31 protein-coding genes and 1 pseudogene are annotated in these 26,377 nt (G+C 63.7%); 13 read left to right on the plus strand and 19 right to left on the minus strand.

All coding sequences use genetic code 11. The features are described from left to right. Nucleotides 1-31: 31 nt before the first annotated feature. The 5 genes from OG300_RS20365 (at nt 32) to OG300_RS20385 (ending at nt 4,565) form a co-directional block, all read left to right on the plus strand. The gene (locus OG300_RS20365; RefSeq protein ID WP_405498265.1) at nt 32-349 is read left to right on the plus strand and encodes a hypothetical protein; all 318 of its coding nucleotides are present in this window, start codon (nt 32-34) and stop codon (nt 347-349) included. Continuing rightward, the gene (locus OG300_RS20370; protein ID WP_405498267.1) at nt 346-2,718 is read left to right on the plus strand and encodes a hypothetical protein; all 2,373 of its coding nucleotides are present in this window, start codon (nt 346-348) and stop codon (nt 2,716-2,718) included. Before OG300_RS20365 ends, OG300_RS20370 begins: the two co-directional genes overlap by 4 nt. A gap of 2 nt (nt 2,719-2,720) precedes the next feature. After that, the gene (locus tag OG300_RS20375; protein WP_405498269.1) at nt 2,721-3,275 is read left to right on the plus strand and encodes a DUF3558 family protein; all 555 of its coding nucleotides are present in this window, start codon (nt 2,721-2,723) and stop codon (nt 3,273-3,275) included. 163 nt (nt 3,276-3,438) lie between these two features. Then, nucleotides 3,439-3,984: an RDD family protein gene (locus tag OG300_RS20380; RefSeq protein WP_405498271.1), complete on the plus strand. Its 546-nt coding sequence runs from the start codon at nt 3,439-3,441 to the stop codon at nt 3,982-3,984. A 23-nt stretch (nt 3,985-4,007) separates the two neighbouring features. Beyond that, entirely contained in the window at nt 4,008-4,565 is a 558-nt protein-coding gene (locus OG300_RS20385) for a hypothetical protein (protein WP_405498273.1), read from the plus strand. On the opposite strand, the gene OG300_RS20390 is transcribed toward OG300_RS20385, so the two are convergent. The 4 genes from OG300_RS20390 to OG300_RS20405 all read right to left on the minus strand — a co-directional run bounded on the left by OG300_RS20390 (nt 4,535) and on the right by OG300_RS20405 (nt 6,480). Continuing rightward, the gene (locus OG300_RS20390; protein ID WP_405498275.1) at nt 4,535-5,164 is read right to left on the minus strand and encodes a hypothetical protein; all 630 of its coding nucleotides are present in this window, start codon (nt 5,162-5,164) and stop codon (nt 4,535-4,537) included. The genes OG300_RS20385 and OG300_RS20390 overlap by 31 nt on opposite strands. A 13-nt stretch (nt 5,165-5,177) precedes the next feature. Beyond that, nucleotides 5,178-5,315 (minus strand): nucleotidyltransferase domain-containing protein, encoded by a 138-nt coding sequence (locus tag OG300_RS20395; RefSeq protein WP_405498277.1) that lies wholly within the window; start codon nt 5,313-5,315, stop codon nt 5,178-5,180. Between the two features lie 68 nt (nt 5,316-5,383). Further along, the gene (locus OG300_RS20400; RefSeq protein WP_405498279.1) at nt 5,384-5,584 is read right to left on the minus strand and encodes a DUF397 domain-containing protein; all 201 of its coding nucleotides are present in this window, start codon (nt 5,582-5,584) and stop codon (nt 5,384-5,386) included. Next, the gene (locus OG300_RS20405; RefSeq protein WP_405498281.1) at nt 5,581-6,480 is read right to left on the minus strand and encodes a helix-turn-helix domain-containing protein; all 900 of its coding nucleotides are present in this window, start codon (nt 6,478-6,480) and stop codon (nt 5,581-5,583) included. Before OG300_RS20405 ends, OG300_RS20400 begins: the two co-directional genes overlap by 4 nt. A 269-nt stretch (nt 6,481-6,749) precedes the next feature. On the opposite strand from OG300_RS20405, the gene OG300_RS20410 reads away from it, so the two are divergent. Both OG300_RS20410 and OG300_RS20415 read left to right on the plus strand, forming a co-directional pair. Beyond that, the gene (locus OG300_RS20410) at nt 6,750-6,941 is read left to right on the plus strand and encodes a hypothetical protein (RefSeq protein WP_405498283.1); all 192 of its coding nucleotides are present in this window, start codon (nt 6,750-6,752) and stop codon (nt 6,939-6,941) included. A gap of 4 nt (nt 6,942-6,945) precedes the next feature. Further along, on the plus strand, nt 6,946-7,176 hold the full coding sequence (locus OG300_RS20415; RefSeq protein ID WP_405498285.1) for a hypothetical protein: 231 nt from the start codon (nt 6,946-6,948) through the stop codon (nt 7,174-7,176). Between the two features lie 205 nt (nt 7,177-7,381). Here OG300_RS20415 and OG300_RS20420 read toward each other — a convergent pair whose 3' ends face one another. After that, complete coding sequence (locus tag OG300_RS20420; protein ID WP_405498287.1) at nt 7,382-7,750, minus strand: glyoxalase; 369 nt, start codon at nt 7,748-7,750, stop codon at nt 7,382-7,384. Between the two features lie 138 nt (nt 7,751-7,888). Between OG300_RS20420 and rnhA the strand changes: the two are divergent. After that, nucleotides 7,889-8,323 (plus strand): annotated as a pseudogene (gene rnhA / locus OG300_RS20425) (ribonuclease HI); the annotation flags it as partial. Next, complete coding sequence (locus OG300_RS20430) at nt 8,309-8,455, plus strand: DUF5763 domain-containing protein (protein WP_405498614.1); 147 nt, start codon at nt 8,309-8,311, stop codon at nt 8,453-8,455. The pseudogene rnhA and the gene OG300_RS20430, both read left to right, overlap by 15 nt. Nucleotides 8,456-8,458: 3 nt before the next feature. Here the strand turns inward: OG300_RS20430 and OG300_RS20435 are convergent, their stop codons facing one another. Then, entirely contained in the window at nt 8,459-9,358 is a 900-nt protein-coding gene (locus OG300_RS20435) for an alpha/beta hydrolase (protein WP_405498289.1), read from the minus strand. A gap of 233 nt (nt 9,359-9,591) precedes the next feature. Between OG300_RS20435 and OG300_RS20440 the strand changes: the two genes are divergently transcribed. The 3 genes from OG300_RS20440 to OG300_RS20450 all read left to right on the plus strand — a co-directional run bounded on the left by OG300_RS20440 (nt 9,592) and on the right by OG300_RS20450 (nt 12,543). Next, nucleotides 9,592-10,212 carry a pyridoxamine 5'-phosphate oxidase family protein gene (locus OG300_RS20440; protein WP_405498290.1) on the plus strand — a complete coding sequence of 207 codons (621 nt, stop codon included), beginning with the start codon at nt 9,592-9,594 and terminating at the stop codon, nt 10,210-10,212. 186 nt (nt 10,213-10,398) lie between these two features. Beyond that, on the plus strand, nt 10,399-11,589 hold the full coding sequence (locus OG300_RS20445) for a Fic family protein (RefSeq protein WP_405498292.1): 1,191 nt from the start codon (nt 10,399-10,401) through the stop codon (nt 11,587-11,589). A gap of 99 nt (nt 11,590-11,688) precedes the next feature. After that, nucleotides 11,689-12,543 carry a DUF1266 domain-containing protein gene (locus OG300_RS20450; protein WP_405498294.1) on the plus strand — a complete coding sequence of 285 codons (855 nt, stop codon included), beginning with the start codon at nt 11,689-11,691 and terminating at the stop codon, nt 12,541-12,543. A 1-nt stretch (nt 12,544) separates the two neighbouring features. Here the strand turns inward: OG300_RS20450 and OG300_RS20455 are convergent, their stop codons facing one another. After that, nucleotides 12,545-13,330: a hypothetical protein gene (locus tag OG300_RS20455; protein ID WP_405498296.1), complete on the minus strand. Its 786-nt coding sequence runs from the start codon at nt 13,328-13,330 to the stop codon at nt 12,545-12,547. 413 nt (nt 13,331-13,743) lie between these two features. Here OG300_RS20455 and OG300_RS20460 point away from each other — a divergent pair, with 413 nt between their 5' ends. Then, a complete protein-coding gene (locus OG300_RS20460) occupies nt 13,744-14,070 on the plus strand; it encodes a hypothetical protein (protein WP_405498298.1) in 327 nt (108 codons plus the stop codon). Nucleotides 14,071-14,164: 94 nt separating this feature from the next. On the opposite strand, the gene OG300_RS20465 is transcribed toward OG300_RS20460, so the two are convergent. The 12 genes from OG300_RS20465 to OG300_RS20520 form a co-directional block, all read right to left on the minus strand. Next, the gene (locus tag OG300_RS20465) at nt 14,165-14,977 is read right to left on the minus strand and encodes a hypothetical protein (protein ID WP_405498300.1); all 813 of its coding nucleotides are present in this window, start codon (nt 14,975-14,977) and stop codon (nt 14,165-14,167) included. Nucleotides 14,978-15,182: 205 nt separating this feature from the next. Continuing rightward, entirely contained in the window at nt 15,183-16,493 is a 1,311-nt protein-coding gene (locus OG300_RS20470) for an AAA domain-containing protein (RefSeq protein WP_405498302.1), read from the minus strand. Next, entirely contained in the window at nt 16,490-17,977 is a 1,488-nt protein-coding gene (locus tag OG300_RS20475; protein WP_405498304.1) for a hypothetical protein, read from the minus strand. The genes OG300_RS20470 and OG300_RS20475 overlap by 4 nt, the downstream gene beginning before the upstream one ends. After that, nucleotides 17,974-19,059: a hypothetical protein gene (locus OG300_RS20480; RefSeq protein WP_405498306.1), complete on the minus strand. Its 1,086-nt coding sequence runs from the start codon at nt 19,057-19,059 to the stop codon at nt 17,974-17,976. The genes OG300_RS20475 and OG300_RS20480 overlap by 4 nt, the downstream gene beginning before the upstream one ends. Then, nucleotides 19,056-19,844 carry a hypothetical protein gene (locus OG300_RS20485; RefSeq protein ID WP_405498308.1) on the minus strand — a complete coding sequence of 263 codons (789 nt, stop codon included), beginning with the start codon at nt 19,842-19,844 and terminating at the stop codon, nt 19,056-19,058. The genes OG300_RS20480 and OG300_RS20485 overlap by 4 nt, the downstream gene beginning before the upstream one ends. Nucleotides 19,845-20,050: 206 nt before the next feature. Then, nucleotides 20,051-20,677: a hypothetical protein gene (locus tag OG300_RS20490; protein ID WP_405498310.1), complete on the minus strand. Its 627-nt coding sequence runs from the start codon at nt 20,675-20,677 to the stop codon at nt 20,051-20,053. 144 nt (nt 20,678-20,821) lie between these two features. Continuing rightward, on the minus strand, nt 20,822-21,394 hold the full coding sequence (locus OG300_RS20495; RefSeq protein ID WP_405498312.1) for a hypothetical protein: 573 nt from the start codon (nt 21,392-21,394) through the stop codon (nt 20,822-20,824). A 35-nt stretch (nt 21,395-21,429) separates the two neighbouring features. After that, on the minus strand, nt 21,430-23,100 hold the full coding sequence (locus tag OG300_RS20500; protein WP_405498314.1) for an alpha/beta hydrolase: 1,671 nt from the start codon (nt 23,098-23,100) through the stop codon (nt 21,430-21,432). 39 nt (nt 23,101-23,139) lie between these two features. Further along, nucleotides 23,140-23,523, minus strand: coding sequence for a hypothetical protein (locus OG300_RS20505; RefSeq protein WP_405498316.1), 384 nt, complete (start codon nt 23,521-23,523; stop codon nt 23,140-23,142). Between the two features lie 47 nt (nt 23,524-23,570). Next, nucleotides 23,571-24,101: an LppA family lipoprotein gene (locus tag OG300_RS20510; RefSeq protein WP_405498318.1), complete on the minus strand. Its 531-nt coding sequence runs from the start codon at nt 24,099-24,101 to the stop codon at nt 23,571-23,573. Between the two features lie 80 nt (nt 24,102-24,181). Next, nucleotides 24,182-25,882, minus strand: coding sequence for an alpha/beta hydrolase (locus OG300_RS20515; RefSeq protein ID WP_405498320.1), 1,701 nt, complete (start codon nt 25,880-25,882; stop codon nt 24,182-24,184). Continuing rightward, nucleotides 25,879-26,178: a type VII secretion target gene (locus OG300_RS20520; protein ID WP_405498322.1), complete on the minus strand. Its 300-nt coding sequence runs from the start codon at nt 26,176-26,178 to the stop codon at nt 25,879-25,881. The genes OG300_RS20515 and OG300_RS20520 overlap by 4 nt, the downstream gene beginning before the upstream one ends. Nucleotides 26,179-26,377: the final 199 nt, after the last annotated feature.

The following is a 26,377-nucleotide window of genomic DNA, read 5'->3' on the forward strand; positions in this document are numbered from 1 at the left end:
ATCAATCCGTTTTCCCAGGTGGAGAGTGTTCATGGCATCACTTCTGCAGCTCGATATCGAAGAACTACATAAGGTGTCGGACGCACTTTCCAACGCATCTACCGAAATCAGCAACATCAAGGCATCCGACGCGGCACAGGGTATCGACTCCGCCTTACCCGGCAGCGGGCTCGATGGAGTGTGCACCCAGGCCGGTCAGTTCACCGATGGGGCCTATCAGCGGGTTGCTGGCAAGCTGACCCAGGTGTCGAACGCGATCGGCCAATGCGCGAAAACGGTCCACGACACGGATACGGCCTTCGCCGACGCTATGCGCAGGTTCGACATCCACCAGGCTGGAAGTCGTTGACGATGCTCCTCCCCGATGTCAAGAAATGGCGGGTCTCGGCCCTGAACGATTTCGCCAGCGCCTTGGCGGCGGCGAACAATGACACCTTCCAGGCCAATATCGACAAGCCTCACGCCCTCTTCTCGAATCTCGGCACAGCATGGCAGGGTGCCGCTCACAACGCGGCCTACGACCGCGTCGACGCCGATCACGCACAGGCACGCAAGGTCTGGACCTATGTCGACGACCTCATCACCGAGATCCACAGCGCGGCTTCGGATATCGACTCACACCGCACCGTCGTGCTCAGCAAGGTGGGCGACGCGGAAGGCGCCGGGCTGAGGGTCGCCGACAACTGGGTGGTGTGCGATAAGGAGGGCGTCTCCGCCGACATCATCCGGTCACATCAGGACGCGATCGACGGCGCACTACGACCGTTCTACGACGCCGTGTCCGCCGCCGCGACAAAGATCGGCGCGGCAGCCGAACTCGTCCGTTCCGCCGGTGATCTGTTCGGCTCCGATCTGGATGTCGCCGCCGCCCCGGCGCAGGGTGGCCGCTTGGGCGCCGAGGATGGGAAGTTGGCTGCCGAAGCGGCGCAATCAGGCGATACCGCCAAGCTCGACGATGTCGCATCGCGGCTGCCGACATTCGTTGTCACACCAGAACAGATGCAGGCCCTCGCGGCCGGCAAGGACGTTCCCACGCTGCCGGCCGAAGTCCAGGACTATTACAAGGAGTTCTTCGCGAACGCCGGTAAAGACGGTTTACTGGCCCTCGACGACAGGCTGACCGCGCGGGCCACGGTGGATCCAGGTCATCCCGCCGACACCGTCGCAGCGTCTCAGCAGACGGCGTTGGCCACCGGCATGCTCGCGATCACCAACGAGCATCTCGGTACCGGCATTACTCCAGACGGAAAGCTCACCGCCCCGGGTAGCTATACGAACCTGCCCACCGATATCCGTCAACTCGTTTCGGGGCGCGAGCAGGACTACATCGGCAACAACTCGGGCCCGGGCGGAATGAAGCAGCGGGTTGGTGAGCGAACTCGATTCGCTGACTTCCTCTCTCACGCCGAGCCCGCCATGCAGGGTGGCCGAACGTTCAGTACGGAGCTGGGTCGGCAGTCCCAGAGCTTGGCCGGCATCCTCGACAGTCATCCCGACCACATGCCGCCCGGGTTCACTGAGGACGGCGACCGAAAGTCCATAGACGACGCTGCGACGAAGCTGCTCGGGATTGCCAACCGCAATCACGATGCTGATTTCCAGCTCATGACCGGCCGGGACGTCATCACAGGGGATCGACTACCCGGTGACATGTCCTTCGGCGCCAGGGGTGACGACTACGGCCCACGCAGTGTCTACGACCAAAAACAGTTCGCCGACACAATGTTTCGAAACCACACCTGGGGCGACCAGGGCACCGCGGCCGGTGACCTCTACAAGTGGACCGCCGACCACATTCAGGACCCGACTCACGACGGAGATATCGCCCGCAAGACGATCGCCGCGCTACCCGACACGTTGGAGCCGAAGGATGGTGAGCGCCTCGTCAAGGCAGCGGACGGCTCAACCTATTTCGCGCACACGACCGAATCTTTCAACAAGAACCCCGAGCTGGCCAACGCATTGGCACGAGTCGTGGCCTCCGATATCGATGCGTTCGCTGGTGTCGACACCGACCGGCACGGACCGAAACCCGCTGTGCCCCTTGAATTGATGGACTCCGAGCGCCTCGCCTTCCTGGCAAGCCAGACTCAGGACGGCCGACACACCATCGATGCCGCCAGACAGAGCTACGAGAACGCCATGCTGTATCAGCTCACCCACGGCGGCGGCGACATCAGCGCTCACGACACAATTCAGAAGCTCGCTGGCATCGATGCCCACATCAAGGATGCACAGCAAAACGCGCTCATCTACCAGGACTATCACGCTGTCGCCGAGCAGAACGCCCAGGCGCAGCAGTCCCATGACAACAACCAGCAGGCCGCCGACATGGCCAAGAAGGTCGTCGATGCCCTACCGCTCCCGGGCGGCAAGGCGGTCAGCACGATCAAGGATCTGGTCGAGGAGCCCGCGTACAAAGCGTTGATGGACAATATCAATCCTGAGCCGACACCAGGCACTGTCCAGTATCCATCGGTCGAGAAGTCCATACTGACCGGCGAACAAAATTTCAGGGACTTGTTCGAACCGGTCGCGAAGGACGGCGACCATCCGCTTTCGCAGGCCGAGATCGAGACCCACATGGAGACTTACCGCCGCCAATACGCCGACATCGTCGGATCGAATCTGGTGCACGACAACACAAGTGTGGAGCAACTGGCAACGGGTGGCGCGCTGGCACCCGACAACAAAGACGTGAACAAGAAAGGGTCGTAAGGATGAACGTACGCCGCCGCACCCAACCCGCGTACCCGATGATCGTGGCCCTGGGCGTCGGAGCCTGCGTACTGGCCCTCCTCAGCGGATGCGACAAGAGCAAAGATGACGCGACGCCCTCTGCAACGCTGTCGAGCAGCGTTCCGACATCGTTCGATCCGTGCCACGGTATTCCCGCCGATGTGCTTGCCGCACAACATCTCAACGCCGATCCCCGCCCGATCCCCGACAATACGGGCGGCCCCATAGACAAGTACAAGGGCTGCGACTACACGTCCCAGGACGCATATCAGGCAGAACGCGGACCGGGAATTACGGTGCGCGTCACCAACGTGACCATGCCGTACTTCGTCACGAATTCCCAGCCCCAACACCAGTTCCAGATCTCCGGGAAAGACGTCGCGACCGCTCGTGCCGCAGGAACCAACTACTGCGCAACGCTGATCGCGATCCATGGTGGCGGCATCGAACTCTCCACCTCGAACTCCCAGGCCGACCCCTGCCAGGTCTTGGTCGACTTGGCCACAGGGCTGGCACCTACCCTGCCCCCCAACTAGCATGCCGCCGGATCCCTAGCCTGGCGAATACAGGTGACCCAGGACCCCAAACGGTCGTCTGGTGATGCCCAACTGTGCCCGGCGGTGCAGACCTCCGCTACGTCTCCCGCCGAGCTCACCCACCCCAATTCACCTTCACGAGAAGCGACGACCTCAAAAGCCAATGAGCGACGACAAAGACCCCTACCCCTCCAGCTACGAATTGGTTCGCCAGCCCGATGGCCGCGTCATGATGCGCGCGAGCCAGTCACCGTCCGAAGATAAGGCGACCGACGAGTGTCCGAAAGCCCCACTCGCACAACGAATCAGCGCATTCGTCACCGACTGGGCCTTCCATCTCGTCGGCGGCGCAGCCCTCGGCACCGCACTGAGTCCGAATTTCTCCAAATCGGCTGTATCGAGCCATGACTGGGCACACCTCGGCATCAACCCGGCCGCAGTAGTCGGATGTTGGCTGCTGCTGTCCTTCCTGGATCGAGTTGCCCTGCAATCGGTCGCGCACACCACGATCGGAAAAGCCCTCTTCGGTCTCACGGTCAGAACCCCGGAAGACTGCCGCCCACCATCCTTCCGACGCCTGCTGACGGCATGGTTCATGAGCTTCTACATCGTCGCGGTGATCACCGTCAGCACGCTGCTGTCGGGAGACGACGCCCCCGGGCTGAGAAACCCTGACCGCCACTTCCTCCGCGCCACCCGCCGACGATGACGGGACCGAAGACGTTCCGGCGCATGGCAGCCGCGCTGGGCATCGCACTCGCCGTGACCATCTCGGCAAGCGGATGCAGCACCGACAATACGGGTGAGAAGCCGCAGGTGGATAGCTCACTCAGTGAGCTATCGGCACGAGATCGCATCACCGCATATCTGTTGGAGACCGTGGAAAACCTTCCACCGGGTGCATCGCTGTCATTCACCCCTGACGCCCCAGACCTCGGCACGCTCGGCGCGAGAGGCCCAGTCACTGTTCCCTGCCAGGACGGCAACCTACAGACCGGCGGACCTCAGCAGGTGCAAGTCGGCTATTGGGTCGTCGGCATTCCGGCAGGGCAGGATTCACACTACTTCGAGCTCATCCGAAACATCTGGACACAACGCGGCTTCCAGCTGCAGTCAGATGGCACCGCCGAATGGGCTCCGGTGACCACACCCGACGGCTACGGGCTCAACGTGAAATACCTTCCCGAGAAGGCGAACTCGGTCAGTATCAGCGCCGGATCGCCGTGCATCGCGAAGTCGAACCTCGCTAGCGCGGCTACTCAGCCATCCGAGATCAAACGGCCGGGCTGAAATAGCCCGATCCAGCGGGAAAGCCAGGCTTCAATCCGACAACAGCTCGGCGACCTGGCTTCGGACGATGCCGTGGACCAGTCGCGCCCGGCGCAGCCGACCCCGCAGCGTGAGCGAAACACTGGCCCCGCTTCGCCGCCTGGCGATCTCATCGCCAACTCCCCCGGAACCCCGATCCGATCGAGCCGAGTCACCGCTTCCCCCTTACCGATCAGCCGCCCCTCCCTCAATGTCGCCTCCGCACGAGCCATGGTCAACAGTCCGAGGTCAACATAGAAGTCGCGCAGCCAGATCCACCGCCTCCACAGCATCGAACTCCAATATCCAGCCAGCTCGCTTCGCACCGCGTCACATAGCTCAGCACCGGACACCGCAGGGATCACCGCACCAGGCTCCTGCCCGAACACCGCGAATCCGCTCTGAAGCAACTCCGCACGGGCGATGCCAGTGAACCTGTGCTGGAGCATGATCCGCCCCACCCAGCTCGGATGACGAACTCCGACATCGTCGAGCTCGTTGACAGGCACGTAGATACAGTGCAGCTCGGCCGCGACCGAATATCGAGCGACCAGCGCCGATGGATCCGAAGCACCCGCCACCACTGCCGCCTGGTCAACGGCCGTTAACGATCGCCACCAAGTCGATGTCACTGACCCCGGCCCGATAGTCACCCGTCGCCAACGACCCACCCACGCACAACGCGACTACCTCAGTAGCGCAACGTAAGTCCGCGCCGAACCGCAGAAGCACCTAGGCAACGCCGGGCGGCAGCCCACCCATCCGCGGTCGCAGCATCGGATACGTGCGCGAGATCGCAGCTACGTGCGGTCGAACTTCCCGGCCGCGACCGCGAGGTTGAACGTCGCCCAATCCTCCACGGAGAACATCAGTTCCGGCCCACCTCGATGCTTCGAGTCCCGAACACCGGTCCGGCCTGCGAAGTGCGCGACCTCCACGCAGGCTTCACCGCCCTGGCTCTTGCTGCTCTTGAACCACCGCGCGCCGGACAGATCATTCATGCCTCGTACTCCTTCGCAACCGACCGAAGCAGATGCCTGCTCTCTGCTTCACCCAACGCTACGCGTCTGATCCTGACATAGGCCTCCCGATAGCGGGAGACATCGGCTTCGCTGTCGAAGTACAACCGGGTTCCGTACGACTCCACATAGACGGTGGTCGGCTCCACCGGCATTCCAGTGCTCGGATCGTTCGGAAACTCCAGCATCACAAAGGGACCGACGTGGCCGCCCATTGGAAATCCCGCGCAGAAGGCGATGACACGGACTCTGACGTTCGGCGGAGTGTCCGCCAATCGTCGGAGTTGCGCCGCCATGATCCGGCGGGACCCGGCCACCCGCCTCAGCACAGCCTCATCGATAAGTAGATCGACCTCAATGGGAGACAACCGGCGGGTGATCGCGACCTGCCGTTGCATCCGAACCTGTACCCGCTGTTCCAGTTCCATGACGGTGTCCGAACCGAAGAACGCCCTGTCGAGCGCTCGCGCATATTCGGCGGTCTGGATGATGCCGGGCACTGTGTCGGGCTGGTACATGGTGATCCGTTCAGCGGCGCTCTCCAGAGACATGTAGGTCTCGAAGTCGGCCGGGATCAGATCTTCATATCTGGTCCACCAGAACGAATCATCTGCTGGCCGCGTCCGCCTATCCGATTGCAGCGCAAGTTCCTTCAGCTGCTGCATGTGATCCTCCGGCACGTCGTAGAGCTTGCACAGTGCCTCGATGTCGAGCTGGCGGATGCGGGGGTTCTCACCCTTCTCCAGCCGCTGCAACGTGCCCGCGCCGCGCTCGATCAGCCTGGCCGCGTCGGCGAGGGACAGCCCGACCGATTGCCGCAGCTCCCGAAGCTGTCGTCCCAACTGCCGCCGGGGAATCGTCGTCGGATTCTTACTCATGAGCACTACCCCCAAATTTTGGATGGCGCGAACGCCTCATCGTGGGTGGCTGCTTGGCCAACTGCGGATTTCATTGTCCGCGCGTCATGGAACCCGTGCAGGAAGAACGGATGGATTTCTTTGGCTCATCCAAAAGCCCCGTGGTGCACCGGTATCCGAGCGTCTACTTGCAGCCATCCGAAGGCCGAGCTCGCTGGCTGCGCCCGATTCACCGCAGCCATCACAAACATCCAGACCGGCCCGTCGCGTTCGAACCGAAAGGAATGACCATGCCCACCCTCCCGCCCGTATCCCACAGTGCGGTGCCCGACGCCACGCTGACGGTGTCCCGCGCCCACCGAATCATGCAGGACCACAAGCATTGCCCGATCACCGTCTGCCCGGCCAAGGCTCAGGCCCGGGGGAAGCTGATCGTGGCGGGCAAGCTGGTGCCTGCCGACGCGCCGCACGTCGGGAGCTGAGGGGATGAGCGACAATCCGGCTCTGCACCAGATGCCTGAACGGCCGGTGCTGGATCTCGAGGTGGCGCGACGCGCTCTGGAGCGACATGCGGGCTGCGGTGACGAATGCGAGGCGGGGCGTTATTTCGCCGCGTTGGTACCCCAGTTGCGGCGCGGCACGGTCGCGTGGAACATCTGGGCGCCGATTCCGAAGTCCGGGTCCGATAGCTCCGAATCATCAGGGCCCGAGCAATGATCGGGGAACTCGCCTATTTCATTCTGGGTACCGGAGCAGGGATGCTTCTGGTCTGGCTTGCCGCCATGCCCCGGGAGGACAGGCGCGTGGCACGGACCAGCGCTGGGCCCACCGTGGCCGAAATCCGCGCTCGCCTCGATCGGGAGAATCGCCGCCGGCAGTGTCGATCCGGACTCACCGACGCCCGACCCGCTCGCCATACGCGTCAAACGGCGTCGAGGAATTCGGGGCGGTTGCCGACCGGGTCGGCGGTGTGGAAGCGGCGGCGACCGGGAATCTCGGCCGGGTCTGCCCAGTGAACTTCGTGACCGGACGCGGAGAGGGTGGCTGCGACCATGCCGACTTTGACGACGAAGGCGGGGTGGGCCTTTCGTGCCGGGTGGAATTCCGCTTCGACGCCGACGTGTAGCTCGCCATCGGGCCCGCCCACGCCGGGAACCTTGAACCAGCATCCACCCCGGGCAGCCAGTAGGGGCGGTTTGGGGAATTCGCTCCAGCCGAGGACGCCGGTGTAGAAGGCGCGCATGCGGTCGTCGGCACCGGGTGGGCAGGCGACCTGGACGTGGTGGATCATAAGCCCCTCCTCGAATCTAATACAGGACAAGCGTACTGCTAGAACTCCGGGAACTCACCGGCCGAGGTGCTCGGTATCGAATTGCGGGTGGCGACACAATGTTCGGGGACATCGGAGGCGAGCGGAAGGCGAGAGTGCGTGGAGGTTCACATCTACACGGATGGTGCGTGCAGTCCGAATCCCGGACCGGGCGGGTGGGGTGCCGTGCTGCGGTACGGGGAGCGTGAACTCGACCTGTACGGCGGCGAGCCGGGGCCGACCACCAATAACCGGATGGAACTGACTGCGCCGATTCGCGCACTGGAGCGGCTCGAACGGCCTTCGCAGGTGCGGGTTTTCACCGACAGCACCTATGTGCGCAACGGGATCACATCGTGGGTGAAGAAGTGGCAGGCCAATGGCTGGACCACGCAGAATCAGGAGCCGGTCAAGAACGCGGATCTGTGGCAGCAATTGCAGGCCGCCTGCTCGACGCACCAGGTCGAGTGGGAATGGGTGAAAGGACACTCCGGCAATCCCGACAATGAGCGCGCTGACCGGTTGGCGGTACGCGGATCGGTGGAGGCAGGCGGGAGCCAGAAGCTCCCCAAGCCGCGGAAGCCCGCGGACCCGGACGCGACTTTGTGTGGCGGAGTGACCAAATCCGGCGCACCGTGTTCCAACGGTGCGCGCGAATCCGGCTTCTGCCACGTCCACGCGGCCTGAACCTCAGAGATGCTGGCGGAGGAATTCCCCGATCCGCTCGGTCGCGGCCGCGGCCTCGGGGGTGTCGCGCATGGCCTGGTACACGTGCGGCAGTCCTTCGCCGACCTCGAGCTCTACCGCCACACCAGCCGCGGTCGCCTCCTTGTAGAACCGCTCTGAATCACTGAGCACCAGTTCGGCACTGCCCACCTGCACCAGGATCGGCGGCAATCCGGTGAGCGGGGCGAAAAGCGGTGAGGCGACGGGAGATAACGGATTCGCGCCCGCCAGATAGCCCGCGAAGATGCCGTGGATCATGCCGGGCGTGAAAATCGGGTCCACACCGTCTTTTTCGGTCATCGAATCACCGGAGCCCGTGAGATCCAGTACGGGCGAGAGGAACACGCCCGCCGCAGGCAGATCCTGACCTTCGGCACGCAACGCGACCAGAAGGCCCGCCAGCAGGTTGGCCCCGGCCGAATCACCGATGACGGCAATCGATTTCGCGGGTGCCCCGAGCACCTCACGCAGCCAACGCCAGATCGCGCGCACATCGTCGACGGCGGCCGGGAACGGATGCTCCGGAGCCAAGCGGTATTCGGGAAACAACACCCGTGTCCCGCTCGCGAGCCCCACCCGCGAAGCCAGCTCCCCGTGACTGCGCACCGACCCGAGCGAGAACCCGCCGCCGTGCACGAACAGCAGTACCCGCTGCGGATCCGCATCCGGGGTGTCGATCCAGAACGCGGGCACACCGGCGTCCGGAATCTCGGTCACCACAACGTCTTCCGGACGTGGATACGGCGGCAGCCCGGTCGTGGTGAACTGCTCGCGCAGCTCGGCGATGGGCGGTGGCCCGGCCGGACGCGCACCGCGGCGCGCCGACAGTCGTTCCATCATTTCCAGCATCGCCGGACTGGGCACCGAGCCTCCATCATTTCGTTTCCGTTAGCGTCCGAGCCCACCCCTCGCGGGCACAGACTCGATCAATCTATTCGCCACCGCGGCCGCGAACAGGGGACCGAACGCGACCGGAACGGGACTCTGCGCGCCATCACACCATTCCGAACAGCGAACCGCATTCCCGAGTGGCGCCTATCTCACATTTCCCCATTACTCGCTGGCGCGAAACTCCTCGAAACCCGTTGAATCACTTCATGACTGAAATCACCACCCCCGAACGCCTCCGAGAGCTACTGGGCGCCCCGAGCGAACGCGCCCTCACCAAGGAACGCGTCGCCCTCCACCCCCGAGACCGCGAATGGATCTCCCTGTCCCCCTTCATCGTCATCTCCACCAGCGACGCCGAAGGCAACTGCGACTCCTCCCCCAAAGGCGACCCGCCCGGCTTCGTCCAGGTCCTCGACGACTCCACCCTCGCCATCCCCGAACGCCCCGGCAACCGCCGCGCCGACGGCTACCTCAACATCCTCACCAACCCCCACATCGGCATCCTGTTCCTCATCCCCCGCCGCGGCGAAACCCTCCGCGTCAACGGCCGCGCCCGCCTGATCAGCGACGCCCCGTACTTCGAGGACATGACCATCAAGGGCCACCGCCCGCTTCTCGCCATCGAAGTCGAGATCGAACAGATCTTCTTCCACTGCGCCAAATCGATCCTCCGCAGCGACCTTTGGAAGCCGGACAGGTGGGCGGAGGACTCCCTGCCGTCACAGGCGCAGATCGTGAAGGATCTCCAGACTCGCAACCAGAGCACCCTGGAAGAGCTGGAGAACTTCTACACCGACCAGTACACGAACCAGCTGTACAAGGGGTGAGCCCGGCAGGTAGCCGAGGACCCTGGCTCGCTGTTCCTAGCCTCGAATTGATACGGCAACCAGCCTGTCCCACGACCCTTCGGAGTCAAATCAATGAGAAAAAGTACATCAACGCTCGCCTTAGCTGCGTTTGATACCACTAAAGTATACTAAGCGCAGAGTTGGTCTACTTTTCTGGAGGACCGCATGGCCTGGCCAACACATCAGAGCGAAGAGCGGACCTGGAACCCACGTCAGCGCCAAGGTTCGCGGGCCGACCGGACCCTCGAGCGCATAATTGTTTCGATTCCGCCCCGCATCGGCGAGCTCGAGTACGACCCGACCGGCCCCCTCGCCCGCGCCCACGAAGCAGCGGTGATCGCGATAGCTCGCCTCGAGGCCGGATTCGGCGAGCACCTCGCCCCGCTGGCCGACTTCCTCCTGCGCAGCGAGTCTGTCGCCTCATCCAAGATCGAACATATAGATGCGGGCTGGCGTGCGTTCGGCAAAGCCGTCGCGGGAGGCAAGGCCAGCGAGGAGGCACAATCGCAACTGGCTGCGGTCCGGGCTCTGAACGCGATGGTCGATGCCGCCGGCTCAGGTGCCATCGGGCTGGACGACCTGCTCCGGGCGCACCGACTGCTGATGGCCGTCGACTACTACACCGCCCGCGATGCGGGACAGTTCCGGGATGTGCAGAATTGGATCGGCGGCAGTGATTACACACCGATACACGCAGCGTATGTGCCGCCGCCACCCGAACTCGTATCCGAGCTGATCGCCGATCTATTGGTTTTCGTCAACCGGGACGATCTGCCGATCCTCGCGCAAGCCGCGATCGCACACGCCCAGTTCGAATCCATTCATCCGTTCACTGATGGAAACGGGCGCATAGGACGGGCATTGATCAGCGCGGTCCTCCGGCGCCGAGGCCTGACCCGCCGAATGACCGTGCCACTGGCATCGGTCATGCTGGCAGACACCAGCCGATACTTCATGCACCTCAACCGATTTCGCGAAGGCGACGCCGACGGCTTCGTCGAATACCTGGCGGTCGGCGCAACCCACGCCAGCGAAGCCGCGCAGGACTCCGGCATGGCCCTGGCCGATCTGCCCACCCGTTGGCGCGACATCGCTCGTCCACGGGCGAAGTCGGCGGACGAGGCCCTCATCGCGGCGCTGCTGGACACCCCGATCTTCAACGCCGACACCGCACAACAGATCACGGGCACCACCGACCCGAGCACCTATCGGGCATTGGGACGACTGACCGACGCGGGAATTCTCGAACTCCTGTCGGATAACAAGCGCAACCGCATCTGGGCGGCAACAGACGTACTCGCCGAATTGGACACGCTGAGTGCGGCCATCGGACGACGCACAACCGGGCACCTGTGACGCTGCGGCCCCCGGATTCCTCCGCGCCCTAAGCTCCACCAGAGCTGGTCGGTAGAATTCGCTGCGGCATCCGTCCTGAATCGTGAGGGGGTAAGGCTGATGACCGAAGTGGTTCCGGGAGGCGGTTTGCGGACGGTCGGGTTCCCGATGTCCAAGGCCGATGCGAATCCTGATCTGTGGTCTGGAGCGGAGGTTTCCGATGATCAGATTCGGGCGCTGGCGCTCGGCGCGTACTACTGCCGGAGCTGGGGGGCGTACAACGACACCGTCGCGTTCACGCCGGAACTGGCTGGTAGCAAGGAGACTCGGCAGGAAGCCACCGTCGAGGGGCTGCACGACGCGTGGGGAGTGGACAACGCCGACGATGCGAGGGAGACGATTCGCCGACTGCTCGCCGGGATGCACGCGCCGCTGTTCACGCTGATCCATCCGCTGGCGGCGGCCGCGTCGCGGGAGGCCTATCGGCCTGATCGCAGCAGTATCGCCAACGGGCATCGCGAGTTTCTACAGGTGCTGTCGCAGTTCCGCGGGTACGACAACACCTCCGGTCTGGATCGCGACTATGACGCGTGGTTGCAAGCCATCAAACTCGGCATCACCGACGGCCTACCCCAGCCGTTGAATACCGATGCCACAGCGTGGGATCTGGCTCGCGTGGTTTTCATCGCACGCTCCGCGCACACCGCCGGATACCTCGACGAGGAAGAAGCCTGGACGCACATGCTCGCCGGGCTCGAAATAGCGCAGCAGCACTACCGCAATTGGCGGCAATTCGGGTCGGGCTTCCTCACCGGAGCCATCTTCTGGGCGGCAACCCGCGACCTCGCCGCCGCGAAGGAACAGGTCGGCGAACGCCGGAGAATGTTGTCCGCCTTGCACTCTCGGCCGTCGAGCCCGTGGCGGCGGGTGGCTCTGCACCCCGGCACACCGGTATTCGGGACGACACCGTCCTGACTCAGCCCGCGGTGGCGATCATGATGCCAATGGCCTGCCGCTGAAACGCATCGTCCTCCACCATGCCGAGACGACGACGCTCCACCAGTAGCTGCCACTCGGTCAACAAATCCGCCGTGGACGGCCGCGACGGCGCGATCGAACCATCCACCTGCTGGATCTCGCAGGCCAGCCGCACCGCAGTCGCGACCCGTGCGAAATCGACTGGGGCCCAATCGATGAACTCCAGCACATCCGGGTAAGCGTGAATCTTCAATGTCGCCACCGCACCGGGAGCGGGCGGGTCCACCACCTCGGCCCGATCGATCGCGGCAACGGGCAACTCCGACACCGAATCCGCGCCGATGAACAAGAACCGCAGCGTGGTGATCGCCACCAGCCCGGGCGCACCACCGTACGCGGACTGCGCTATCTCCATCACGTACTCATCCGCCCGAGCCAACGTCTGCAACGCGCTGATCTCGCGAATCATGTTCCCCGAGAACCGCATCCGCTGCGCCGCCCAGGTCACATCCTGCCGCATCGGCCCGTTCGCGGACGGCACCAGCGCGGGCGGCGTGAAGTCCGGCCGCACCCCCACCACCCGCCGAGCCTCCAGCAACTCCTTCTGCACCGCCCGCACCAACTCCACCGCCCGCTCCCGCAACTCCGGCTCCAAGAACACCGGCACCGGATGATGCTGCGTAGCAACCCCGTTCACCACGAACTCCGGCGTCCGGAAGTACAACAACACCGCGATCCGCCCATCCTCCATCTCCGCCAGCGCGATCCGCCGCAAATCGGCCACCCCCACATCAACGGCAACATCATCCTCAACCCCCAACGGCTGCGTCACCAGCCGCCCACCCCCGAATCGAACAGCAGTCCGCTGACCCCACACCTCGAGCACAACCCACCCCTTCCTGCCCGACCTCACCACGTCGAACTCGAAATTCTACCGGCGGCGAGGCGTTCCGCAGCACCCCGCGTACGCCCCGCGATTCCTTCCGGACCGGGTGAACTTGCTCGTGCTACCGTCTCGCCAGTTCGATCCAGACCACCTGTCCCGAACGAAGTATCCGTGGAATTCAACGGTCTACAAGGGGATGACATGGGGATTTGTCCGGCAGGATCCAGGTCGGCGGAAGTCGAGAACGCCCTGCTCGACGCATGCTGAAAAGTGGACGCTGGATAGTCGTACCGGTGGCGTCGGCTGTCGCGATGATCGTGCTCATCGCCCTGCGCCTTCGCATAGTCATACAGCGCACCGGCCACTGGAGCGGCGACACTTGCGTGATCGGCCCATACAACCCCGCCGAGCGCACCTATCTATTCGTGATCACCGCGGTGTTCGTAGTGACGGTCGCAAGCGCGCTGATCGTCGCGTACAAAACACGATCTCGGGTGGCGAGATGGATGGCGGTGGGCTTGATTGCGGTAAGCGTCATAGTGGGACTGCACCTTCTCGCGGTCTGGGGCGGTTTGGAAAGCAACAACAGGCCCATCCCCGAAGATCCGTGTCCGACGCTGAAGGAGCGGCAAGCATAGTTGAGCGCCTCTCCTCGGAGCACTGCACGAACCATTGCAGGACAACGAATCCGCTGACGTCCTGGTTGCGTTCGACGATCGCGAGTGTGGGGCCTCAAGCGCTTCGGGGCACGACAGGTTCCCAAGTGACGCAGACTTCGGCGGCCGGCGCGAAGGATGAAACAGTCTGCCGCAGCGCGTCTTCGAATCCTGACCGCCACCGGTCGAAGTCGACCACGCTCAACGGGGTGCTCTCGGTGTCGCCGAGGGCGACATAGCCGCTGTCGGAGTGGTCGGTGGAACCCGAGACCCACCATCCGGCCAGTGTGCGCTCGTAAAAGGAATCCACTTCCTGTAGTACCTCGAACGCCGCGTCGGGATCCTCGAGCCCGATCACCTTGTAGGAGAAATGCACGTCTGTCCGCTGGACGGAATTCGTTGCGGCACTCAGTGCGATCGCCACGCCGGGATCCAAACGCATCGGCGAAAGATAGCCCGGCGCGATTGCGAAGAACCGATCACCAACGTCACCAGGCATGAAGGTTAGAGCGTAATCGTCACCCTGTGTGTCGATATTGACCAGGACCACCCCTGCCTCGCAGCTGAGCTCCCCGATCAGCCCGAGCAGGACTTCCATAGTGGTTCCACGGTCGAAACCTTCTGTGTAGGAACGGAAGACCTCGAACCACCCGACCGGGAACCGCAGCGGGGCCTCGGGCAGGTTCGCGAGTAGCGCCACCACTGTGTCCGGATTCTCGCGAGCCACACGGCAAACGACCAGTTCGGCTTGTTCGAGCCGGATCAGCAACTCCTCGAGCGCATCGTCGTCCGTCAGCTGCTGCTGCACGGCCTGCGCAATGTCAGTCCGATCGGATACAAGGAACTTCGCGATCTCGACGAAGGCCTCGCGACCGAAGTCCACTTCCACCAATCCTCCTGCTGCGGTGCGACTGTGCCACCGCACGCTAACGCAGACCTCCGACATGCACGCGGAGAAGCGCACGTCCGCATCGATCAAGAACCCTCGCTGGTGTAGATGAGCAGTTGCTCACGGGCTCTGAGCGGCGATCGACCGGCGTTCTCGCTTCGCACGAATATCTCTGAATACCTCAGCAATTCAGATAAACATCTACTCAAGTCTGATGTTGTCCAGCCGGAACACGATGCTTGTACAGGTGAGCCAAGACCGCTTGATTGGCTTCCCAGCCGTCCGGGAACTTCACCGGCACGTTGAGATGCACCGGCTCGGTGGAGGGGTGCGCATCCAGTAGCTCAGGAATCCCCGCGCGCCCCACCACGATGCAGGCGTGCCGGTGACGCGACGTGAGGACGCAGAGGCGGCCTGCTTCGAGGTGGAAGGCGCTGGCGTCGCGGCGGCCGGAGAGGGGGTGGAGGATTATGGTGACGTCGTATTCGCGGCCCTGTAGGCGGTTTGCGGTGTCGACTGTGACGCCTGCGGCTTCGGTGCCTTCCAGGGCCTGCTGGATCGCGGCGGCTTGGTCGCGGTGGGCGGTGCCGACTGCGATGCGGTCGATGCCTACTAGGTTCGAGCCGCGTTCGGAGTGGGCGATGGCGGAGCGTTGCAGGAGGCGGCAGGCCAGGGCGGCGATCGCGGCTACTGCCTCGCTGTCGGTGCGGAGGGCGAAGCGGGCGGGGAGTTCGTACCAGGCCCAGCCGGAGCGGGCCGCTTCCTCGAGCGCGTTGTCGAGGGGGTTGCGCAGGCCCTCGGTGCTGAATTCCATTCGGCGCTGGAAGGATTCGGTGCCGGACACGAACTGGGTGAAGGGGTAGAAGGCTCGGGAGACCACCGGGGCCGCGCTGGCGGGCAGCCGCCATGAGACGGGGAGGCGGTGGATCGGCACTTCGGGGTTGTGGGCGAGCATCACGCTGACCGCGCTCATGGTGGGGTCCCAGCTGAGGCCCGCCCACTGGGAGTTCTCGACCGTGGAGAATGGGTCCAGCTGGCCGGGGTCACCGACGAACAGGGCGCGTTCGAAGCGATCTGCGATGCGCAGCAACATATCTGAGCGCATCTGGTACGCCTCGTCGACGATCGCCCACGACCAGCGGCCTTCGGTGACGGTCGCCCATTTGGCCGCGGTGCCGATGACGATCGCACGGTCGGCGAGGTCGGTGGCCTTGGTGTCGCAGCGCACCGAGACATGCTGGGCGACACGGTCGCTGGGGCGGTACTCCTTCGACGACAGCCGTCCGATGGGCAGGTCGGGGGCCTCGGAGGCGAGGCGGTCGATGAGGTCGTCGACCTGCTCGTTGGTCTGCGCGACGATCATGCGCTGCTCGCCGTCGGTCGCGAGCTGCCGGGCGGCGCGCACCACGAGCGTGGATTTGCCTGCGCCGGGCGGAGAGTCGACGACAATCGCACGCTGGGTCGTGGATCGCAGGTCGGCGAGGATCGCCTCGACCACCTGATCCGCTGTCGTCACGACCATTCCTCCTGGGCGTCGTCTTCGTTCGGGACCCACTCCGGCGGCGGGCCGCCGTGGGTCCACGGGGTTTCCTCGCGGGGCGGGAGTGACGGCATCGGGTGGCCGCTGGACGGGGAGAAGCGGGCGAAGCCGATGCGGTCACCGGCCTCGGGGACGCTGCCGAGTTCGGGAACCAGCTTGCGGCCCATGCCACCGCTCAGTTCGAGTTCTACTGTGTCACTGTCGATGTCGATGACTGTGGCCGCTTGTTTGGGTCGCTCGACGCACGAGTACTTCTCGCCGACGGTCGCCACGAACGCCTCATCGGTGATCTGCACACGAATGCTGGGGCGCAACGTCTTTCGAGATCCGCTACCGGTCACTGTCCGCGTCGGGTCAGCCTCGAGCACCGTGGCGTGGCAGGCATTGCCGACAAGCCGATGCTCGGCCATCACCCAGGGGTCGTCGAAGGCTCGCTGCGCGTCGAATTCCTCCAGTGCGCGTTCACGTTTCAGCAGAGTCCGGACCGCGGAGACCGCTGCGTCCCGGCGTGCCTGCGGTGGAGCCTCTGCGAGATTGCCTGCGAACCAGCTGAAATCCGCACGGTCGCGGCCCCATCGAGCGGCGACGCTCGCACCGGGCGGCAGCTTCTCCAACAGCTCGATGGCTCGCCACATGGACCGCCAGGTCGGCTCTAGCTGAAGCCGCAGTGCCTGCTCCAGACGTTCGGCCGTGACCTCCCGCGCCCGGTCGTCGATGGCCGCGTCGTGCGCGTCCATCAGCGGTTTGAGTTCCTCGTTGTCGAAACCGGGATCGGTGGCCGGACCGGCGGGCGGCGAATGCAGCGGATCCTCGGCCAACGCGGCCGCGGCGGCACCGGACAGCCCGGCGGGCGGGTCGATCCAGCCGAGCAGCGCGGCGAGATTCGCGTCCTCCAAACCGGATTGGCCGGTCGCCCAGTGCGCGGAGAGCACGCTCGTCATCGAGAGCAGGTTGGCGGAACCCGGCTGTTCGGCGCGAGCGGCGAACCAGGTGAGCCAGCGGCCGAGCAGTGGGACGTTCTCCGGGACCGCATACGGTCCCTCGATCTGGCGGAATCGGGTGGAGCGGCCGAGCAGGCGCAGGAACGTCGCGCCGCCGCCGTTCGGGACGATCAGCTGCGGCGCGTCACCGTAGGAGACGAGCTCCTCGCCCGACTTCGTGGTGATGATTTCGGGAGTGGCGCAGCAGGATTCGATGTAAGGCAGGATCTGATCGGCCACATCGGCGAGGAATCGGAAGCGCAAGGCTCGGTCTCGCGGCTGATGCGCGACGAGCAGCGTCGGGGCAGCCGGATTCGAGCCGATCATGAACGCCAGCGGAGCAGCCGTCTCCCCAGCCATCCGCAGCGGGATCACCACCAGCGGGCGCTCGGAAAGATAGGTGTGCCGCATCGACACCAGCCGCTGCGCCCGCCCTTCCTGAGTCGCCTTCACCCGCGCCAACGCAGTGAGGACGCTCATCCGGCGAGCTCCTCGAGGAGCCCGTGCGCCCGCCTCAAAGTCTGTGCGATGTCGGCATATTCGGGTCCGAGGGTCAGCGAACCGTGTGCCAGCCCCAGCACTGTGTCGATGCGTTCGATGCCGCCGAGCTCATCGCACACCCCTCGGCCGAGGACGTCCAGCGAGCCGCAAGCGCGCGCTTCCTCACGGCACATGAAGGCGAGTTCACACGTCGACATGCACTCCGGGGCGTACCTCGCGGGCAACCCGGAAATGGTCTCGCCGAGCTGCTCCCCCGGCTCCAGCGTGATGCCTTCCGGCAGTGCCTCGACCAGCGAGGTGATCGACGTCATCCGCGACAGCTGCCGCTCGATCACACTGAGCTGCTTGCGTAGATCGACCAACTCGGCGGTCGGACGGTTGGTGAAGTCCTTGGCGCACACCAGAATCACGTTGTGCGACACCTGATCCGGCGAACCACCCAGCTCGACCACCAGCTGACGTAGAGCCAGCACGTAGACCGCGGACTGCCGGGCAGCTGCCGCGACCTGCGTCGGATCAGCCTGTCCGTCGATCACCGCGAACGACTTGATCTCAACCACGTAGAACTGACCGTTCAACTGCACGGCAACCACGTCGGGCTCCAAATAGGCTGCCGCACCGGCGATATCGATCTGCAGCATCGGATGATCGAACAGCGTCCCGTCTTCCGACTCCAGCGCCCGCGCGAGTAGCTGCTTGGTCCGCTGATACCGCAGCACCGTGGAAGCGTTGTCCCCCACCTCGTTCAGGTCGCTGAGCTCGACCTCCGGAATGCTCAACCCGAGCTTGTCGCGCAGAATCGCGATCAACTCCGCACACCCGTTGGCCTTCACCATCCGCTCGAACTCGTTGCCGCGAGTAATCGCGAACTGCGACTGCCCGAACTGCGACGCGAACCCCAATTCCTGTGCAATGACAGTCTTGTCGACCGCCGCCGCATCCAGAATCGCCCGCCGCGCACACCCGGGATTCGCCGTCAGCGCCGCGATGGTCCGCGCGTTGTGCCGCACCGCAGGCACCGACCCACGCAACCGCTCCAGCCGCACAGCCAAATCGTTCATGCCATTTCGATTCCTCGCTTGCCGGCCACTCCGAGCCGGGCTCCGAATAGTTGAGCGGCAGGGTCGGCCAACTGCCGAACCGCCCGCGCCGCAGCCGCTTTGCGTTCCTGTAGATCGGCGTCCCGGTGCACCGCGAGCTCGCGCTCCGCCGGGCGGATCACGGACGCCGGATCGAGATCATCCGGGAAGCCTTCGACTCCAGGAATCGATACGGACAACCGCCACAGGGTTTTTCGCGCCGCCGGACGGATCTCGTCTGTGGCGGCCAGGTGCTTTCCTAGCTGGATTACTGCTGTCAAGAGGTGGACCCGCTGGCTGAGGGGACCGACCATGCGCTGGTCCAGTGGCCAGGTACTCAAGGCCATCAGGCCGCGGGCCGGGGCCAGCAGGTCCGTTGTCAGTGCGGCACAGATGAAGTAGGGCCGGGCGTAGGGCGCGGCCCGGAAAGACCGTTCTTCATCCCGCCGGAGACTGGTGAGCCTGGCAGGCACCAACTCACCGGAATAGAGGCTCTCGTGCACCGCAAGCACCACTTTCGGCGCTGAGGGAACCGACAGCAATGTCAACGCCCGATGCACATGATCCCGCACCGGAACTATGGGAGCGGGCCCCGCGATCTCCTCGACAGCGTCCCCCAAAACCACGGCATCCCAATCCTTCTCCGCCTGCCGCAAAGCCGACCGCAACTGCCGGGCCCCAGCCCGATCCCCCAGCCCGGCGGCCCGCCGAACCGCCACCCGGAGTTCGGCGATCCGCGCCTCCAGCAACTCCGCGCCATCGCTCACGGGGATGAGAGTAGCGGTGAGTTCCGCTAAATTCCAGCTTCTTCCAGTGTTTTGGGCGGAACGGACATGAGACTGGTCAGTTGCGATGAGTCCGGCAGGACACGCGTAATCGTGCGTACTACCTCGGCGCACGCCCGAGAACGACGGCCCGGGTGCGGCATTGCAGCCGCAGGCGACGGGATTCAGGGGAGGGATCGTCGCTTGCTTCAGTTCCCGGAGCAAGAAATCGGGTGGCCGAGTCGACTCACCACCTGGTTGTACAACGACGTCACGTCCTCGGTTGGATCGCCGCCCGCAGAGTCAGCCGGCGTCGCCGCGATCGAATTCCAGCTCTTCAGTCGACCAACGGCATCGAACAACGTCGGGTACTTCTGCACGAGATCCAACGGAATGTCGGCGCAGCTCAACGCCTTATGGTTGAGCACGTTGATATTCAACTGACCTGAAGCGCCTTTCGGGTACGCCTCACCGCAGGCAGGCCGGTGGCCGTACCGGGACTCCAACTCCTTGTACAGCGCGGTGACGTCATTGAGCGGATCTTCGGCACGCGCCTGGTCGACCGGCATCGACTTGATCTCACTCAAGGGTTTGAGTTGACCGCTCGCGTCATACAAGTAGGAGTACTCCCACCGGAGATCCTCCGGTACCGCGACGCAGTCGAGCGTCTTGTAGTCCTGATCGGCTCCCGCAGACGTCGAATCCGCGTCCTTGGTGGTGCTGCCGCACCCGGTGATCGCCACCAGCGCCGCGACCGTAACCAGCGAGGCGTTCCATTTCCTTGCCACTGTTGCGCGGCTTCTGATCGTCGTTCCCTCGATGGTCACCAGTGACATCGCCGTACCCGTCTCTCATGGCGGAATCGTGCCAGTCCTGGACGGTCTTGACAGTCAGATCGCCGATCGGGGGCACGGGGCCGCTGCAGGGGTAGGTGACACTGTCACCAGATCCTGCAGCGGCCGCGAACATTCACGACTCCGCTACGGGCGCTTGATCTCGGTCGGTTGAGGAACGGCCGTACTTGCGGCTGCCTTCGGAAAGCATGGAGATCCAGCGGTGACGCTCAGGGATTGGTCTTGCGATGGTGCGTACTGGAGGACGAGCACGTAGCCGTCTGGGGTGTGCACTGGCGCCCAATGGTCGTCAGCATCCTTCTGAACAGTCCACCCCCGCGCGGTCCATGCGTTGCGGATCTGCTCGAAGTATTGGGCGTTCTGCCCTGCGGGGACGCCGACCACCCAGTAGCTGACCTGCAGTACTGAACCGCTGCCATGCTGACCGTCGTCATCGCAGGGCACCCTGAGGCTGGGTGTATGCATGGTTCCGAGGTACTGATTGTCGGACATGATCGAATAGCCCACGCTCGGCGGGAGTCCCTGAAGAGAGTCGAGCAGGTTAGCGTTGAGCCGGTCGCGGGCAACCGACTCAGTGAGCGACGGATCCACTATGGTTCCTCCACTGTTTCCCGTGTCGATAATGCGTGCCGAGTCATGGCTGTTTCCAGAGTCGTTCCCGCATCCGCTCAACAACGTCGCCGCGGTGAGCAGTGCCATACCGAGCACAGGAACGCTACAGCGCCGCTTGGATATCACTTGGTTTTCACCGCCTCATTTCCGTTTCCTGCGATAATTTCGCCCATACCCTGCAACGATTTGGAATTCGGCAACCAGTACTGGCTGTGGGCATCTCCGTTGTATCCGTACCAGCTCGAACTCCCAGGATCCGACGGGAAGGATCGCGCGCCGTACTGATGCCAAGTCGGGTCTACGCCGAAGTCGTCGATGCCATGACGCTTGAACCATTTCAGAAGCGGGTCATGACTATTTTCGCCGTACAGAGCTACCGGATCGTTGTCGGCCTTGGTGGCGTAGACATGATTGGGTGTATCAGCCTGCGATACTCCCGTGAGGCTGAGGTCGCTGGCGTGCCCAACCGTGGTGCCTGGACTGGCAACGAGCACTACGGAATCGGCGTTGAGTGTGTGCCCATGGCTGGCGGCGTCGCCTACCACGGTAGTGCCGTAGCTGTGGCCGAGCACCGTGTTGTACGACGGCTGGCCCTCGTGGGAGGCTCGGAGCCCGTCCTGGAACCGATCCAACGCGGGTGCTCCCTTGTCCGCGTAGTTCACCTGCGTGGCATTGATCAGCTGCTGCGGTGCGTCATAGCCGAACCACGCGATCACCGACGTGTTAGGGGCACCGTCCTTTTGGGCTTGCTGCCTCATCGCGTCTACTCGCGCCATATCGTCGTTCTCCGTCGGATCGCCGGCCTTTGTCCCATCGCCGTTCATGATCGAGGGACGCGAAGTGGTTCCCGGCACGTAGGTGCACACATGGTCAGCAGTGTCAGGATTGCCGGCTGCGACCGCGGAGTGAGGGATGCTGCCCGATTGAGTATCCATCAGCATCAAGTAACGGTCGGACCCGTTGAGCGCGGCAGCGATGCCCTGCAAATCGGCGAGTTTGTCTTTGACTGCCGGGTCGCCGTTCTGAGCGCGGACCAGTTCGTCGTCGAGCTTCTCGCGGTTGTAGTGGTCGCGGTCCACTGTGGGCAGACCGTCGCGGTTGCCAATGTAGTTGTCCTTGTCGTACAGCGCGTCCTTCTCTGCCGGCGTCAGCCCCTCCCAAAGATCGTGCAGTTTCTTGGGATCGGCGGGCAGTTCCGTGTCACCGTCGAGAATTTTCTGCACGGTCGGACTGATCGGCGCGCCATCTGGCGTCTTCTCATAACCGCTGAGGAGCTGTAGGTCGCCTTTGATCGCTGTTGCCGCCGAGATTTCTGACGAGCCGAACTGGAATAACAGTGCCTTGATCCGGGTCTGGAATCCTGACGCCTGACCATCGATCATCTGCTGAATCAACGCGGCCGTCCCGGTCAGCGGTTGACCGGAGTTGTTGGGAACCTTAGGCGCGGTTACGTTGCCGTCGTCGTCCACGGTCATCCCCGAGTCACGAACCTCGGTGTCGACGACCTTCAACAATGCCGTACGAGTGTCACCGAGTTGAGCGCCGTAGGTGTTGTAGTGGTCGGCGATGCCGACGATGGTGGTCGCGAGGTGATTGCTGTGTAGCTTGTGCGCCATAGCCTTTTCGGAGGCCGCTGTCGCAGCGTCTCCCTTCCAGTTGTTCATGGCTCTATCGACCGACGCCTCCATCGCATCGACCTTCGTGACGAAACCTTCGTTCTGCGTAACCATGTCGGCGGCGTAGTCGAGCATCGACTGCGGGTTGCACCCACGCACATGGCTGATCGTCGTCAATTCACGCCCTCGCCACGCGAAACGCTACAGCACTTCTCACTACCAATCCCGGTCCTTGATCGATCCGCGCATGTAGTAGTCGTCATCGAACTCTTCGTCCAGCTTGCGCTGTTTTTCGACCCGCTCAGCTTCCAGCCGGGCAGAATTCGCGTTCGTGTACGTCGATACCGCCTCGAAGGTCGTATCGGCGCGCAGCTCCTGCAGTGCCTCATCGACCTTGGGGCGCTTGTCCTCCACCGCTGCCCGATACGCGGCCATGATGGCGGCTTCCTCGGCGACTGTCACCGACAGCAGGCGATCCTCGGCATCCACGATCACCCGGATACCGTTGACAACCCCAACGCCCCGGATCTGTTCGAGGGCGTGCTGGGCGCGCTGCACCTTCAAGCCCAGTGCATCGGAATCATTGTGTTTCAAAGACATTCGCTAACCCTGTGTCGAATTCATGACGTGCTGACTGGATACCGGCGTCACTTGGGTTGTTCGGTGGTCGGTACGACAGTGCTGACGGACGGTTTGTCAGCGGCGGGCAGACGGCAACCCGTATCGCCGCTGATGGCGCGGGTCGCAAGCCACAAGACCGTTCCATTCGGTCCGTAGAAGCGAGCCTGCCGGTCACCGACCTTCTCGTTGAACGGAAACGGGTCGTTCTCAGTAGCTCCCAGTCCAGCCGCGAGTTCACGAGCTTTGTCGCGGACTTGCGGCCACACATCGTCAGGAATTCCGCCACCATGCGCGCTATCGCCCCCCTGCGTGGTGTACGCGGGAATATGGATCTGCCGACCGTTGGTCTGATCGTATGGGGCATCGCAGGCATAGGGCGAGCTCGCGGTATCGGGCTGCCAAGTCATGCCAGGAACCAGCGAACTCGCATAGGCGGCCAGCTGCTCGACCGCCTGCTTGAGATCGGTCGCTGATTCCTCCAAGGACGGCCTGCTCGCCAGGTCCTTGTTCGCCTGAGCCGTGTCGGTCGAGTTGGTCTTCTGGTATTCGGAGTCCACGGATCCACATCCCGTCGTCGTCGCGATTACAGCGGCAATCAAGGCCGCTCCCATGCTGATTCGAGAGATCCCGGAAGCCTTCACTTCTTCACCACCGCCTCTTCGGGTAGGCCCGCGACGATCATGGCCGTGTTCCAGCCCGAAGTCCGCAGTTGATTGTTGCTGCCATTGCGCGGGTAGTCGGCATGTTGGTATGCACCATCGCGATGCACGCCATCGGGTGTGGTGGACGGTCCAGTTTCCAGATGCGTGAATCCTGGCAGAGTCCGCGGATTGTCACCGAACCTCGGAAGGTTCGCGATCTTGTCGTCTCCACCGGTCATTTCGTACCGATGCCCGTCGGGCACATGGAGATTCCCGACCTGCTGGTCGCCACTCACCGGCCAGTACCAGTGTTTGTAGGGAAGGTCCAATCCCGGCGACCCGTAGACGACCAGATCGTCGACCGGCTGATGACCTGACTCCTGGACCGCGAGCCCGGTCATCACCGAACCGTAAGAGTGCCCGACCGCGGTCAGGTGCACCGACGCATCATCGTGAGATGCCCGCACACCGTCGTAGAACGTCGCCAGTTTCGGGGCGCCGGCCTTGGCCATGTCGTCATTGATGACGGCCTCGTAACCCGCGAGTGTGCTGCCATCCAGGTCGCCGGGGATGTTCTTGTAGTTGGCCTGGGGCAGATCCGCCCCGATCCATGCGATGGGAACGACCTTCTGCCCTTTGCGTGGATCATCGTCGGGCAACGATTTCAATCTGTCTTGGGCGGTGTTCTGCACGTTCTTCGCCTCGCTGATCATGCTGCCCAGAGAGTCGCGCACGTTGCCGTTCAGACCCGGCGCGTTCACTGAAACGTTCTGTGCGGTATCGGGATTGCCGACAGCGATCGCTGCGTGTGCCATCTTTCCGGATTGCGTGTCCATCAGCATCAACATCGCTTCCGGATTCGAATCCAGTGTCTTCTTGACGGCTTGGAGATCGGGCAGCTTGTCCGCCACTGCCGGGTCGCCATTCTGCGCGCGAGTCAACTCGTCATCCAGCTTCTCGCGGTTGTAATGGTCGCGGTCGACAGTGGGCAGGCCGTCCCTGTTCCCGATGTACTGGTCCTTTTCGTAGAGTGCGTCTTTCTCAGCCGGGGTCAGCGTCTCCCAGAAGTCGCGCAGCTTCTTGGGATCGGTCGGCAACTGGGACTTGCCGTCCAGAATGGCCTGCACGTCCGAGCGCGCAGGTGCGCCGTCCGGCTTCTTCTCGTAGTCGCCCAGCGCCTGAAGATCGGTCGAGATCGCTTTCGCCGCAGCGGTTTCCCCGTCACCGAACTGCGTCAGCAGGTTCTTGATCCGTGTCTGGAATCCCGACGCCTGCCCGTCGAGAACCTGCTGGGTCAGCGCCCCCGATGCCGAGTTCGACCCATCGGCACCGGCCGGCACCTTCGGCGCCGTCACGTTCCCGTCGTCGTCGACACTCATCCCGGAACTCTTCATCTCGACATCGAGGAGCCTGATCAAGGCGGTCCGAGTGTCCCCGAGTGATACGCCGTGGATGTTGTACTGGTCGGCAATGCCGACGACGGTGGTGGCGAGGTGATTGCCCTGCAGCTTGTGCGCCATCGCCTTCTCGGACGCCGCCGCTGCGGCGTCGCCCTTCCAGTGATTCATGGCAGTGTCGACGGATGTCTCCATCGCGTCGACCTTCACCACGAAACTGTCGTTCTGCTTCACCAGATCGGCCGCGAAATCGAGCATCGACTGCGGGTTGCAGCCGCGAACGTGGCTGATCGTCGTCAATTAACGCCCTCACCACGGGCGTACTTGTCGAGCTGGTCGGCGTTCGCCTTGTCCATGTCCTCGTAGGTGCCCGATGCCATCTTGGACCGGTCCGCCAGGGTCTGGATCTGACCTTGAACCAGTCCGTATGCCTTGTGAACCGCATCGCTGACCTGTGTCGAAGCAGACTCGACGGGAGAGCCGGGCATCGTCACGGTCGCGGTGATCGCAAGTTTGCCGATATCCGCTGCCTGGTTACCCAATTCGGTCGCCAGCCCGTGCAGCGTGGTTAGGTCGACATCGAGAATGTCAGCCACCGCTTTACCCCCTGGATCAGTTCGCGGTACAAACTCCCAGCGACCTTAACATGTTGGACTGACCAGTACGTATGAGGTTTGGACCGGTCGCTCGGTCAAGTAGCCAGTCAATGACATTGACGGCCTGCCAGTTGCGGCGCGGACCCGCTATATGACGTTCAGATGTGCATGGACCAGCATGTATGCTGCCGTCGGTATC

This window comes from Nocardia sp. NBC_00511 (assembly GCF_045161165.1).
Taxonomy (GTDB): domain Bacteria; phylum Actinomycetota; class Actinomycetes; order Mycobacteriales; family Mycobacteriaceae; genus Nocardia.

Coding starts and splice junctions, on each gene's coding strand:
- OG300_RS20365 (WP_405498265.1), top strand. CDS start 32: ATGGCATCACTTCTGCAGCTCGATATCGAAGAACTACATAAGGTGTCG.
- OG300_RS20375 (WP_405498269.1), top strand. CDS start 2,721: ATGAACGTACGCCGCCGCACCCAACCCGCGTACCCGATGATCGTGGCC.
- OG300_RS20380 (WP_405498271.1), top strand. CDS start 3,439: ATGAGCGACGACAAAGACCCCTACCCCTCCAGCTACGAATTGGTTCGC.
- OG300_RS20385 (WP_405498273.1), top strand. CDS start 4,008: ATGGCAGCCGCGCTGGGCATCGCACTCGCCGTGACCATCTCGGCAAGC.
- OG300_RS20400 (WP_405498279.1), bottom strand. CDS start 5,584: ATGAATGATCTGTCCGGCGCGCGGTGGTTCAAGAGCAGCAAGAGCCAG.
- OG300_RS20405 (WP_405498281.1), bottom strand. CDS start 6,480: ATGAGTAAGAATCCGACGACGATTCCCCGGCGGCAGTTGGGACGACAG.
- OG300_RS20410 (WP_405498283.1), top strand. CDS start 6,750: ATGCCCACCCTCCCGCCCGTATCCCACAGTGCGGTGCCCGACGCCACG.
- OG300_RS20415 (WP_405498285.1), top strand. CDS start 6,946: ATGAGCGACAATCCGGCTCTGCACCAGATGCCTGAACGGCCGGTGCTG.
- OG300_RS20420 (WP_405498287.1), bottom strand. CDS start 7,750: ATGATCCACCACGTCCAGGTCGCCTGCCCACCCGGTGCCGACGACCGC.
- OG300_RS20440 (WP_405498290.1), top strand. CDS start 9,592: ATGACTGAAATCACCACCCCCGAACGCCTCCGAGAGCTACTGGGCGCC.
- OG300_RS20445 (WP_405498292.1), top strand. CDS start 10,399: ATGGCCTGGCCAACACATCAGAGCGAAGAGCGGACCTGGAACCCACGT.
- OG300_RS20450 (WP_405498294.1), top strand. CDS start 11,689: ATGACCGAAGTGGTTCCGGGAGGCGGTTTGCGGACGGTCGGGTTCCCG.
- OG300_RS20460 (WP_405498298.1), top strand. CDS start 13,744: ATGATCGTGCTCATCGCCCTGCGCCTTCGCATAGTCATACAGCGCACC.
- OG300_RS20475 (WP_405498304.1), bottom strand. CDS start 17,977: ATGAGCGTCCTCACTGCGTTGGCGCGGGTGAAGGCGACTCAGGAAGGG.
- OG300_RS20480 (WP_405498306.1), bottom strand. CDS start 19,059: ATGAACGATTTGGCTGTGCGGCTGGAGCGGTTGCGTGGGTCGGTGCCT.
- OG300_RS20490 (WP_405498310.1), bottom strand. CDS start 20,677: ATGTCACTGGTGACCATCGAGGGAACGACGATCAGAAGCCGCGCAACA.
- OG300_RS20495 (WP_405498312.1), bottom strand. CDS start 21,394: ATGGCACTGCTCACCGCGGCGACGTTGTTGAGCGGATGCGGGAACGAC.
- OG300_RS20505 (WP_405498316.1), bottom strand. CDS start 23,523: ATGTCTTTGAAACACAATGATTCCGATGCACTGGGCTTGAAGGTGCAG.